Source organism: Vibrio sp. 10N.286.48.B8, assembly GCF_003050085.1.
In the GTDB taxonomy this organism is placed as follows: Bacteria; Pseudomonadota; Gammaproteobacteria; order Enterobacterales; family Vibrionaceae; genus Vibrio; species Vibrio crassostreae.
In genome coordinates this window covers 35,605-48,181 of sequence record NZ_PIGD01000010.1, presented here as the reverse complement: position 1 = coordinate 48,181, position 12,577 = coordinate 35,605, and the positions used below count along the sequence as shown (strand labels likewise).

At 44.4% G+C, this 12,577-nt stretch carries 10 protein-coding genes and 2 pseudogenes; 3 read left to right on the top strand and 9 right to left on the bottom strand.

The window, feature by feature from the left end; translation table 11 throughout:
* The first annotated feature begins 21 nt into the window (after positions 1–21).
* The gene (locus tag CWO08_RS13055) at positions 22–372 is read left to right on the top strand and encodes a GlpM family protein (protein WP_048659546.1); all 351 of its coding nucleotides are present in this window, start codon (positions 22–24) and stop codon (positions 370–372) included.
* Positions 373–594: 222 nt separating this feature from the next.
* Here the strand turns inward: CWO08_RS13055 and CWO08_RS13050 are convergent, their stop codons facing one another.
* The 3 genes from CWO08_RS13050 to CWO08_RS13040 all read right to left on the bottom strand — a co-directional run bounded on the left by CWO08_RS13050 (position 595) and on the right by CWO08_RS13040 (position 4,845).
* Positions 595–1,965, bottom strand: a complete 1,371-nt coding sequence (locus tag CWO08_RS13050) for a DASS family sodium-coupled anion symporter (protein WP_048607137.1) — start codon at positions 1,963–1,965, stop codon at positions 595–597.
* A 197-nt stretch (positions 1,966–2,162) separates the two neighbouring features.
* Entirely contained in the window at positions 2,163–2,963 is an 801-nt protein-coding gene (locus CWO08_RS13045) for a vancomycin high temperature exclusion protein (protein WP_108020600.1), read from the bottom strand.
* Between the two features lie 193 nt (positions 2,964–3,156).
* On the bottom strand, positions 3,157–4,845 hold the full coding sequence (locus CWO08_RS13040; protein WP_019821850.1) for an NAD-dependent malic enzyme: 1,689 nt from the start codon (positions 4,843–4,845) through the stop codon (positions 3,157–3,159).
* A 184-nt stretch (positions 4,846–5,029) separates the two neighbouring features.
* Between CWO08_RS13040 and CWO08_RS13035 the strand changes: the two genes are divergently transcribed.
* Both CWO08_RS13035 and CWO08_RS13030 read left to right on the top strand, forming a co-directional pair.
* On the top strand, positions 5,030–7,408 hold the full coding sequence (locus CWO08_RS13035) for a helicase-related protein (RefSeq protein WP_108020599.1): 2,379 nt from the start codon (positions 5,030–5,032) through the stop codon (positions 7,406–7,408).
* A gap of 203 nt (positions 7,409–7,611) precedes the next feature.
* Positions 7,612–7,989, top strand: coding sequence for a hypothetical protein (locus tag CWO08_RS13030; protein WP_019821854.1), 378 nt, complete (start codon positions 7,612–7,614; stop codon positions 7,987–7,989).
* A 140-nt stretch (positions 7,990–8,129) separates the two neighbouring features.
* Here CWO08_RS13030 and CWO08_RS13025 read toward each other — a convergent pair whose 3' ends face one another.
* The 6 genes and pseudogenes from CWO08_RS13025 to CWO08_RS13005 all read right to left on the bottom strand — a co-directional run bounded on the left by CWO08_RS13025 (position 8,130) and on the right by CWO08_RS13005 (position 12,493).
* Complete coding sequence (locus CWO08_RS13025; protein ID WP_108020598.1) at positions 8,130–9,233, bottom strand: phosphoribosylaminoimidazolesuccinocarboxamide synthase; 1,104 nt, start codon at positions 9,231–9,233, stop codon at positions 8,130–8,132.
* 225 nt (positions 9,234–9,458) lie between these two features.
* Positions 9,459–9,866: a SulA-like leucine-rich domain-containing protein gene (locus CWO08_RS13020; RefSeq protein WP_017055178.1), complete on the bottom strand. Its 408-nt coding sequence runs from the start codon at positions 9,864–9,866 to the stop codon at positions 9,459–9,461.
* A 364-nt stretch (positions 9,867–10,230) separates the two neighbouring features.
* Complete coding sequence (locus CWO08_RS13015) at positions 10,231–10,419, bottom strand: hypothetical protein (protein ID WP_004733419.1); 189 nt, start codon at positions 10,417–10,419, stop codon at positions 10,231–10,233.
* 165 nt (positions 10,420–10,584) lie between these two features.
* Positions 10,585–11,019, bottom strand: a pseudogene (locus CWO08_RS24420) (hypothetical protein); the annotation flags it as partial.
* Positions 11,020–11,102: 83 nt separating this feature from the next.
* Positions 11,103–11,670 (bottom strand): annotated as a pseudogene (locus CWO08_RS24415) (tetratricopeptide repeat protein); the annotation flags it as partial.
* Positions 11,671–11,827: 157 nt separating this feature from the next.
* Positions 11,828–12,493, bottom strand: coding sequence for an OmpA family protein (locus CWO08_RS13005; protein ID WP_108020596.1), 666 nt, complete (start codon positions 12,491–12,493; stop codon positions 11,828–11,830).
* Positions 12,494–12,577 lie beyond the last annotated feature (84 nt).

Sequence of the window (12,577 nt, the reverse complement as noted above, 5' to 3'; positions counted from 1 at the left end):
TTGTTTGGATAACGTATTGAAATGATTTCCCTGTTCTTTAAATGCTTGTTGGGTGCTGCGGCTGTTTTATTGATTGCGCTGTTGTCGAAAAGTAAGAGCTTTTATATCTCTGGTCTTGTACCTCTGTTTCCTACTTTTGCTTTGATTGCTCACTACATTGTCGGCACTGAACAAACCATGGTGGAGTTACGCACCACAGCCTTGTTTGGCTTGTTTTCGCTTGTGCCATACGCGGCTTATCTTGGCGCTGTGTATGTGTTTAGTTATCGATACAATTTGGTGTCGACACTCTCGTTAGCGACCGTAGTGTGGGTATTGTGTGCTTCGATGTTGCTGCTAGGTTGGACGCGTTTGGTGCCAAGTGTGGCGTGAGAACCAGGTCTTAGAGCGGTAATGATAGGTTGATGGCGAGCTGATACAAAAAAGGTGGCGAAGAGCCACCAAAAGGGAAAAGCGTTTTATTGTTTTTTTGGATGCCCGCTCAGTGATAGCTTCAAGTAACTGAAAGCTTCACACTGAGCGGGTATTTTTGTACTGGTTGAGCCGGGGGAACTGCAACCAGTCTAGGGGATCACGACCTATAAGGCGTTATCCTTACCAGAAAATCCAAGCGAACAGTGTCAGAACTAGGATACAAACTAGGTTCAACACCATACCGATTCGCATCATCTCTTTCTGCTTGATGTGACCTGAGCCAAACACGATTGCGTTAGGTGGTGTTGCTACTGGCAGCATGAAGGCACAAGATGCTGCAACCGCAATCAGTGCAGACAAGATAACCGGCGACATACCCAGCGCTTCAGCAATGGTCGCAAATACAGGGACAAGCAACGCCGCGCTCGCTGTGTTACTTGCGAATTCCGTTAGGAATACGACGAACGCTACTACCGCTAGAATCGTTAGCAGTACGCCTGCTGTTTCTAAGAAACCGCTTAGAGAGTGTGCTAGGAATACACTGGTTCCGGTTGCTTTAAGAATGTTACTTAAACAGATACCGCCACCGAATAGGATTAATACGCCCCAATCCGTTGTCTTCTCAACATCTTTCCATTCGACTGCTCTAGAAGCGCCAAGCAATACAATCGCGCCAATCGCAACCAAGCTATCAAACTTCGAGAAGCCACCGATCATTGCGTTGATTGGTTTACCGAATATCCAAAGCGTTACCGTTAAAAGGAAGATAGACAGTGTGATTTTCTTGCTGTTTGTCCACTCAACGGGAGCGTGGTCTAGCTCGAATTTGTGGTCAAGCTTTGGCTTAGTCATCACGTAAAGAATAATCATCGCGATTGGCAGTAAGATCATTGAGATTGGTAGGCCAAGTGCCATCCACTCTGTGAAGCTCAAGCCAACTTCTGCCGCTGCAATTGCGTTTGGTGGGCTACCAACTAAGGTTGCGATACCACCGATTGAAGCACAGTAAGCGATACCCAGCAGTACGAACACGTAGGTGTTGCGGTCTTCACTTTGGTCGACTTTGTTCATGATGCCAAGAACAAGAGGAAGCATCATTGCAGTGGTTGCCGTGTTTGAAATCCACATGGATAGACCCGCACTCACACCGAACAACATGAACACAGCGACCGACATTCTGCCTTTTGCTATCAGCAGTACTTTGTCAGCAATTGCTTTGTCTAGCTCTTGCTTGTTCAGTGCGGCTGCCAATGCAAAACCACCCATGAATAAGAAGATGATTGGGTTCGAAAAGTTAGCTAGCGCTGCGGGCGTGTTGAATACACCAAACAAGACAGCCAATAGGGGAACGAGCAAAGCGGTGATGCTGACGTGAATCGCTTCTGTTAACCATAGAATGGCAACGAACACGAGAATACTTAAACCTGTATTCACTTGCGCTTCGAATGGCAGGGTATTGAGCAAAACTGCAAATAGCGTGAAATTACCAATTAATATCATGCTGTTGCGGGTAAACAACCAGTGTTTCAGTGTAGTAACAAGTGCCGTCATAAGACGCTCCTTTTGTTTATCCTCGTTTTATTGGTGCACGACTTCGTTGAGTCGTGCTTATTATTTTCGAGGTATATAGCTTGATGTAGGGTCAGACTTTGTTGGAAGAATGTTACTCAAGTTAATAAAGGAGTGTTGGTGTGTTTTTGCTTAACAACGGGGAAGTGTGAGGCAACAAATTCAAAATGTGTAGTTTTCTACACATCGGTCTCTGTTGGGCCTGTAATCGGGCTTGCTGTAGGGTCTACATCAGGGTTTATAGTGGGATCAGTAATAGGATTTGGAATCGGAAATGATTCCGGTTTTGGACTGGGTTGAATCGGCTCTTTAGGTCCAAGGAACTTTGGCGTTGTCCCCATAATATACAGATCAAGGAATGCTTTTGTGCGTGCAAACACTTCACGTAAACGTATTGAGGTTCCCGAGTGATGAGTCGGTCCTGAAACCGCTAAACACTGCGCATGAATATCGTAAGAATTGGCGATAAACAGTGCTCTTTCACAGTGGAACTTTTGGGTGATGATCAGAAAGTTATCAGTATCGAATATCTTTTTGGCGCGAACAATCGAGTCTAAGGTTCTGAAACCAGCATAATCTAGATTGATACGTTCATCGGGGACGCCAGCTTTCAACAAGTCGCGTTTCATCGTCCACGGCTCATTGTAAGAGCGATGAGCGTTATCACCACTTAACAGAAACTGGTCGACTTTTTCACGATCGAAGAGCTCAATCGCGGCTTCGATTCGGTGCTTATAATAATCGTTGAGTGTTCGACCCAAATATTTGCTCGTGCCAAGCACAACAGCGACCTCAAGCTCGGGCACTTCATCAATATCGTAGATGATGCGATCTTCCGCTTGCCATGAAACCCAATAATCGATCGCAATAACCGCAGCGCTGCCTACTAAGAACACGAGGAAAGCGCCAAACAGAAAACCTTGCAGTTTTTTGTAAGCTTTATTTAAGTAGCTACGGATAATGTGAGAATCAAATTTCACTCTCGGTATGGTCCTTTGACTGAGCATTAATTTTTGAGTGCTCGATAATACCAAATAAAAATGAGAAAAATCAGTTAAAAAGACAAGACAGTGTAAAGAAAAAAGCCCCTGCAATGGCAGAGGCTCATATAAGAGTCGTTAACGCTCTTTATTCCAAGCGCAGTACGCTTTATTCAAAGTACAGCACGCTTTATTAGAATGCCGTGCGCTTGTAGCGACGGTAAACTGGCTGCCAGAAGTGCTGGTCAATCGCTTGTTGCAGTGCTTCTTCAGTGATCTCTAGAGCAACGCCCTGTTCAATCGCCTTCTTACCAACAGCAAGAGCAATCTTCTTCGATACAGTGTGGATTTCTTCTAATGGTGGAAGTAGAGCGCCTGTGCCATTGATTGCTAGTGGAGAACACGTTGCAAGTGCACGGCTTGATTCCATTAGCATTTCGTCAGTGATGCGTGAAGCATTCACAGCTAATACACCAAGGCCAATACCTGGGAAGATGTAGCTGTTGTTACACTGAGCGATTGGGTAAGTCGTGCCATTGTGAACTACTGGCTCAAATGGGCTACCTGTCGCAACAAGTGCTTGGCCATCAGTCCAACGAATAATGTCGTTTGGTGTCGCTTCAACACGGCTTGTTGGGTTAGACAGTGGGAACACGATAGGGCGTTCACAGTGCAGGTTCATCTCTTTGATGACTTCTTTACTGAATAGACCTGGAGCACCAGATACACCAACCAATACGGTTGGCTTCGCGTGGCGAACAACGTCCAGTAGAGAGAAACCAGTGCCGTCGCTTTCCCAGTCTTTAGTGTTTTCGTTGGTTTGAACAAGACGCTGTTGGAAATCAAGTAGGTTTTGCATGCCTTCCTGTAGCAGACCCCAACGGTCAACCATGTAAACTTGAGAGCGAGCTTGTGCATCGCTGATACCTTCAGACACCATTTGAGCAATGATAGCTTCAGCAATACCACAACCTGCAGAACCCGCACCTAAGAAGGTAATACGCTGATCTGACAGTTTGCTGTTTGCTGCTTTACATGCTGCAAGTAGAGAGCCAACCGTTACGGCTGCTGTGCCTTGGATGTCATCGTTGAAACAACAGATGCGATCTTTGTAACGCTCAAGCAGTGGCATTGCGTTCTTTTGTGCGAAATCCTCGAACTGAACTAATGCATCAGGCCAACGGCGTTGAACCGCTTGGATGAACTCTTCAACGAATGCATCGTAGTCAGCACCTGTGATACGAGGGTGACGCCAGCCCATGTACATTGGGTCAGCAAGACGTTGAGGGTTGTTGGTACCCACATCGAGCACGATTGGTAGCATGTAAGCTGGGCTAATGCCGCCACACGCTGTGTAAAGTGCTAGCTTACCAATTGGAATACCCATGCCACCGATGCCTTGGTCTCCCAAACCAAGAATGCGCTCACCATCCGTAACCACGATAACTTTAACGTTGTGGTTTGTCGCATTATTCAGTAGATCATCGATACGGTCACGGTTCGGGTATGAAATAAACAGACCACGACCACGACGGTAAATATTTGAGAAGTTCTCACATGCTGCGCCAACCGTTGGCGTGTAAATGATAGGCATCATTTCAGAGATGTGGTTTTGAACTAAACGATAAAAAAGCGTTTCATTAGTGTCTTGGATGTTACGAAGGTAGATATGCTTATCCATATCACTTTCGAAGTTACAATATTGTTTGTATGCACGTCCTACTTGCTCTTGGATTGTTTCGGTTGTTTCCGGTAACAAACCTTCAAGGTTGAAAGAACTACGCTCTTCAGCAGAGAATGCGCTGCCTTTGTTTAGAAGAGGGGTACTTAGTAGAGCAGGACCTGCATAAGGGATATATAGAGGGCGTTTATCGTTGTTCATTGGATGCCTAATATGGGAGAAAGGGTAACTGAAAAATGATAACGGTTTAGTTATTCAATTGTAAATAGTTTCTCCACGATCTGAGCAAACAAAATGATATTCTTACCTCTGCCCCACACTTATCGAATTTCAACACGATAATTCGTTATACTTTGCTCACACTTTTTCGCGACGCTCCCTTTTTATGTCATTACTTCCCATCGATGCTTATCAAAATGTATTTCACCAACAAATCGTTAATTCTCACCTTGTAGTAGAGGCTGAAACCGGATCAGGTAAATCTACGCGGTTGCCAATTTGGGCTTCCCAACATGGGCGAGTTCTGGTGGTTGAACCAAGACGCATCGCGTGTACTTCACTGGCTAAATATCTCGCACAACAATCGGGCGAGAAGCTTGGTAGCAAAGTGGGCTATGCGATTAAGCTCGAATCGGAATATAACGAGCAAACTGACGTTGTTTTTGTTACGCCCGGTATCGCGCTGCGTTGGTTATCAGAAGATGGACTCGCTGGCTTTGATGTAGTTGTGGTGGATGAGTTTCACGAGAGGCGCTGGGATATCGACTTGCTGGTGGCGATTCTGAAACAAAAAGCGAGTCATCGTTTAGTGATCACATCAGCAACCATTGAGGGTGAACGCCTTGCTCATTATTTGGATGCGAATCGAATTAGCTGTGAAGGGCGAACTTATCAAGTCGAGATTGAACACCGAGCGAATGAATCCAGAACACTGCCTGATAGTCGACATCTAGAACAGCGCATCGCGGAAGAGGTGAATCATCAACTGATAGCGTCTTCTGGCGATATGTTGGTTTTTCTGCCGGGTAAAAAAGAGATCGTGCAATGCGAACAAGCTTTAGCGAAAAATCCAGATATCCAAGTCGTTAAATTGCATGCCTCGGTGAGTGATAAAGAGCGAGATTTAGCGTTATCGGGTCGGAATACCAATACTGAAGGTGATGGCCAGAGAAAGGTCATCCTTGCTACAAACGTTGCGGAAACCTCATTAACCATTCCTGATATTGGTGTGGTGATAGATTCAGGATTAGAAAGACGCACCGTTCAACGCAACGGCAGAACCACCTTAATGTTGAAATCCATATCACGCGCTAGTGCCAAACAACGCGCGGGTCGTGCGGGTAGGGTAATGGACGGCGTTTGTGTTCGTTTGTATGGCGAACACGCAGCGTTAGAATTGGTTACGCCTCCTGAATTGCAGCGTGAAGAGCTGACCGAACCTATGTTGGCGGCGGCATGTTGTGGTGCGACTCTTGATAGTTTATCTTTCCTCGACCCTATTCCTGAGAAGTCGCTAAATAGCGCAACTCAAATCTTGCTGACGATGGAAGCGATTAACGCCGACCATCAAATTACCGAGCACGGCAAAAAGCTGTATCCACTGCCGATTGATGCTTTGTATGCAGACATTGTAACTCGCATCAAAACCAAAGCACTCAAAGAAGCGATGGTCGATCTCACAGCGGCGTTGTCTGTGCCTGCTCGCTTGTATCAATTACCGAACAGTGCAGAACATCTGGAAGCACTGGCGCAACAGGAGAAAGAAGGGTGTGATTTAAGCCTGTTAATTCAGATTGTGCGTGGTCGCGAATATCCGCATTTAGAAATAGACCTACAGGCACTGAATGAAGCTCAAGGTCTAGCTAAGCAAATGCGTGAGGTATTTGAACTTCCTCAGCTAGAAGTCGCGTCACGTTTTCAACGCATTGAACTACTTAAGACTATTGTGGATCTTCATCCTGAACTGGTGTTTGTGCGCCGGCTGAAAAGGAAAGAGGCCTTTGCTAATGGAGTGTTAGAGGTGGTACTTGGTCGCCAGAACCGTTTCCCGGACAATGCACAAGCTATGTTGGTGCTAGACACCCACAGCTTGCCGGGAAGAGGGGTTAAGCAAACACTGACCTTAGCGACGGTCACTGCACCTATTCCTCTTGAGCTTATAGTTGATGCTGAGTTAGGAGATTGGGAGCAAGGTGAAACCGTTGTGAATGATGATGGCGTCTTTACCGAGATGGCGTTGATGTACGCAGGCCGCACGATTACAACCAAGCTTGTCGCGGCTGAAGGGCAACTATCATTAAAGCCTATCGTCGATCTCGTGGTAAGTGGTGCTCAACTTCCTGGTTTTGCAAAGGTTCGCACTCAAGAGATTAAGCATTGGCAGCTGTATGTGAAACTCGGTCTCGATGAGCAAACACAATACACACCAGAAATTGAGAACATTAACTTTGAGCTATGGTTTATAGAGCAGCTTGAAGTGTTAGGGGTTACTGATGTCAGCGAATTGGAAATGTTTGACCACTCAGACATACCGTTCGATGGCATTCCAACTTGGCTCTATTCAGAATTTTCGGAAAAATACCCGTTTGCATTGAGCCTTGCCGACTTGCAACTCGATGTAGAATACTTGCCCGCGAGAAAGCTGATTTACGTTCACTATCAATCGGGTAGTCGAAAGTTATCGCCAAAACGTTGGGAGCTACCGACATGGTCAGGCTGGCGCATTCAGTACAAAAAAGCGAGCCGAATAATTGATATCAAATAGATGGATAAGTTTTATCTCTAAAATATTAATCAAATAGGTGCATATATGATTTTTCAGTGCTTATTTTGTTACAAGTTTGATTTTTATATGCCTTTTTAACCAATCAAAAGGTCATAAAAGACTATTCTTCTATATCCTATTGCTATAAAGAAAGAGTTGATAGATATTGAGTATATTGTGTTGCCAAAGTGTCGGGGGACATCATGGATAAACAGGAAGAGACGCGTGTAGAGTTCGATTACACAACATTTCTTGGCGCCTCATGCAGTAAAAAATGGACTTTTCTGGAAGCACTCACCACAATTGCGCCAGTATTCAGTACCGTCTGGCGAGATAGCATTAAAGAGCTAGCAAGCCCTGAAGATCGTTTATGGCAGATGGCATTGAAATCAATGTCGACGCGTAAAAGTGATGAGTCGAATATTGTGACCTTACTCAAGCTCGCGAAGCTGGAAGGAATCAATGAGCTCAAAGTAGTGATGCCATATTCTCTTGAAGAAGAGCAGATCGAGTATATTGAATCGCGCAGTCATTTAGTGATTGCGGGTAATTCTGGAGAAGAGTTCACGATTAGGCTGTAACTTCAGTTCGCCTATAACCTCTCTCAGGATTAGTAAAACGCACACGTAAAAAGGGCCTCAATATTGAGGCCCTTTTAGTATCTAAAACCTGTGTTTACGAGCTTTCTAGCTTTCTACTTTGAGATAAAGCGATTAAGCCACTAGTCGATTAGACCATAGTCAGCGCGCAGAACATCAATGATCTCTTGCTTAGGATTTTCGCTCAAGACAATCTCAGCACCTGTGATTTTCGCAGCGATATCAAGGTAAGTACGAGAAAGAGACATTAGCGAATCAAGAGGCAGCTCATTGTCACGAGCTAGTGCTTCACGTTCTGGCATACGTTCTTTGTTCAATAGAATGTCGGCATCAGGGAAGTAGTTAAGCAGGAACTGACGGAAGCCTTCTTTTGAGTTCTCAACGATGTTGCCGTTGTTGTATTCCTGAGTATCCCAAATGCGAGATGAATCTGGAGTACCAACTTCGTCCATGTAGATAAGTTTTTCTTTGCCCTGAGCATCGTTGACGTAACCAAATTCAAACTTAGTGTCGACAAAGGTTTGGTCTACTTTCGCCAGTGCTTGGCTAATCACGTTGAAGCCTTCTTTTAGCAGCTTCTCGTAATGCGCGATGTCACTTGCCTGAGTGAAGTTGAATGCTGCGAAGTTGTCTTCGATGTTGTTACGTGTGATGTTCACATCATCAGCTTCTGGAACGCCAGGAATACCTTTCAAAATCCCTTTAGTAGAAGGTGTGATAAGCAGCTCTGGTAGCTTCTTGTCTTTCTCTAGGCCTTCAGGCATCTCGATACCACAGAATTCACGTTCGCCGTTCGCGTATGCACGCCACATAGAGCCTGTGATGTATTGACGACAAATCGCTTCGATCATGACTGGGCGAGCTTTTTGTACAATCCATACGAATGGGTGAGGGATATCAAGGATATGACTGTCAGCAAGGCCGTTGTCTTTAAACAATTTGAACCAGTGGTTAGAGATAGCATTTAGAGCTGCTCCCTTACCTGGAACACCTTTCAGATTCCCTTCACCACGCCAGATACAATCAAATGCAGAGATACGGTCACTGATCACCATGATTGCTAAAGGCGCATCTGGTGCTACATCGTAGCCTTTCTCTTTAATTAGTCGTTGGCTATCTTCTTTAGTTAACCAGTAGACTGAGCGAACCTTGCCACTGTGGACAGGTTTGTCAGTACGGATTGGTAGGTCATCATTTACGGCAAGAACTTGATCAGCAAGGCTCATTTAGACATTCCTATCTTTTATCAAACGTCATACAGAGAAGTGCGGTGTGCACATGATTAGACGGGCATTATACCCAATCTACTGTTTGCTTCCAGAGAAAAAGCAAACGATTGCTAAATCTATTGATCAAATAAAAACCCCCGCCTAACTATCCGCTGAATAATTGGCGAATTGTAGGGCAGGGGAAGGCAGTATGTTTGGACTGTGTTTTTGAGCGACGTTAGATTAGTGAATGCGCTCTGAATTTGCATCCATAAAGAAGACTTCACACTGAAAGCGCAATCCTAATGTTCTTAGGTACTGTTGGCTGAACTGATCAATCGATGCACTTGCAACAATCGCACTCGCATTCTTAGAGCGGATTGCTTTCTCGACGGTTTCTACTTCGGTCATTTGATGAGAGGCTTTCATATGAATAACACGGTCGCAGCAAACATTATGTTGCTTAAGCTGCTTAGCCGATGGTCTTGGTGTTTGAGCCGTAAAAAGTAGCCACTGGTGTTGATTGGACAGCAACGCCATTCTTGCAAACAATGCTTCCTCGTTTGAATTTTTGCTTTTACGAGAAACTGATGTAAATGCGCAGTGAACTAGCGGGCTAGAGTGTTGGGCTTTAACGTGTGCTTGAATCATTTTGCTGTCCTTATATACATGCTGTATGTGTATACAGTAGTTTTAGTTGATTATAAGATCAAGCGTTTTTTGCGGGATTATTGGACGATTTCGTCTGGAATTATGGGTGAAATGTAATTAAGTTATTGAAATTATTTGATAAATTAAATTTGAATGAATTTGCTGTTTTGTCTCATAAGTTGAAAAAATGTGAGCTTTACACAGGTGTATACAGTGGTTTTGACAGAAAAGTACTGTATATACCTGTATAGATGAGAGATGAGAGATGAGAGATGAGAGATGAGAGAAGAGAGAAGAGAGAAGAGAGAAAACCACAAGCACAAAAAAAGCGCCTTAGGCGCTTTCTTATATTTCACGGTGTTGCTTATCTCAATGTCGCTTGGGAGAGTTTTGCTCTCATTTCCATTTCACCAATATTGAACTGGCGAACATCAATGGTTGCAATATCATTGCACTCTTTACATGCATGATGACACTTACCATCTAGGTAGTCGTGTTTTTTAACTAGGCTTGGCTTTTTGCACCAATCACAAACGCCTTCTATTGTGAACATATTCTCTCCTCACCTGTTTAAGTCAGGTGTATTTTCGGCGCAAATTATGACACAAGTAAGACCCATTAGTTAATAGTTTGTTACCCGTTTTTGAGAGGGGGATCGATTGCAACACCAATAAAATCGATATCTTTGAGATATAGGAAAATGAAGATGTGTGTTTGTTTACGGTTTTGTAACATTTTGTAAAATGGTTTTTAGCGCATTGTTCAAACGTTTCATTTCTTCGTCACATCCATGACCATCAGGGTGATAGATTTTCGACAGTTGTTTGTATCGAATTTTGATGCTTTTCTGGTCAGGTATTGAACTCGGTGTGTACCCAAAAAGAGCACAAGCGACCTGCAAATTACTCAGACCTTTGCTGTTTTTCTGCTTCTTCAATTCGTGAAACATAGTGTGCAGCTGGCGTTTTTGTTGCCTAATCGTAAGGTCCTTCGAGCTAAGCTGCGCTTCAAGTGATTGTTGTTGCTGTCGTGAATCACCCGACTTTAGAGCTTGTCTTTTTCTTGAGATAACGAGAGTCGCAATAATGCTGATGATTGAAATCAACACGGCCAACGCAGCACCAATCATATATTCAGAGCTGGTTAGGTTAGAACTGGAGAGCTTAGAGCGTGTCGCTTGGCTAGATTGCACTTGCTGACATAGCCCCTGACTGCTGTCGATTTCAGAGTCGATGCTGTCATCGAGCTGTTCTATTGAAGAGATCTGCTTTGCGCGCTGCTGGTTGAATTGCGCTTGTAGAACACGGGTGTAGCCATCTTCTGCATTAGGGTTGTCTTTTAAGGCAGCTTCATACCATAGCTGCGCGGCATCTAATGGTTGGAGTAGTTCCTTTTCAAGTGAGGACTCATAGATCTTTGCTACTTCCACTGGAGCTCTCTTGTTACCTTGCAGTGCAGCTTTGATGAACCACTCTAGGGCCATTTTGTTATCTTGCTCGACACTTGTTCCTGCCAAGTACCACTTGCCGAGTTTAAATTGTGCATCTGCATTGCCATTATCTGCAGATTGAGAGTACCAATAGAATGCGTCGTCGATGTTTTCAGGCACATCCGTTCCCAATTCATACGCTTGCGCTAATTGGTATTGAGAAATGGGATCTTGAGGTTGTGATTGTAGTGAAAACTCATTACTACTTGCTGCGTGCACGAAATGTGGGGTGGGCAACAGTATCGAGGAAAAAACGAGGGCTAGAAATAGAGTTCTAAGAAGTGACGATGACAAAAAGTTGGATTGGATAAGCAAAAGATAAGTCTCGTAAAAAAGCCCAGAGTCGATATGTCAGTATGAATACGCTTTATGGTTGTTGGTTATTAGTATTACGTTAATTGAGTAACATAACTGATAAACAACTATATAGAGGTTAATTCAATAGATAAAGACGGACTGGGCTTTAATCGTGCTACTTAATCGGCAAGATTTGAATTTCTACACGACGGTTACAAGCACGACCTTGAGAGGTATTGTTGTCACATAGAGGGTAACGCTCACCGTTACCACGAGCAATGGCACGGCCTGCTGCTACATCTTGAGAGATCAAGAATGCACGAACAGATTCAGCACGACGCTCAGAAAGGATTTGGTTAGTCGACTCACTGCCAGTGCTGTCCGTGTGACCTTCGATCACTAGGCTTGTGTCTGGGTATTCAACTAGGATGCGCGCAACGCCGCGAAGTGTGTTGTGAATGCTTGATTCTAAAGCGTAAGAACCAGAATCAAAACCAATGCCGTTTTCCAGACGAAGTAGAAGTTGATTCTCACCAACACGTTCTACTTGAACGCCAGAGTTCATTAGTTCTTCACGAAGGGCTGCTTCTTGTCGGTCAAAATAGTAACCAATACCACCACCAACAGCCGCACCACCTGCCGCACCAATAAGTGCACGTTTACCACGGTCTTTAGAGTCACCGGTAGCTGCACCAGCAACGGCACCAGCAAGTGCACCAATTAGAGCGCCTTGAGTTGCAGAGTTAGTCTCAGATTCGCCAGTTGTCGCGTTTTGGCGTTGAGTTGCCTGACAACCCGTTAAAGCGATAGTAAGCGCTAGGGCTAGTGTGATTTTTTTCAACGTATTTTCTCCATCATGTACTTCTATCAAACGAATGAATCCGAGTGACAAACATAGTCCTGTAAATCTTATTGATGGTTTTTA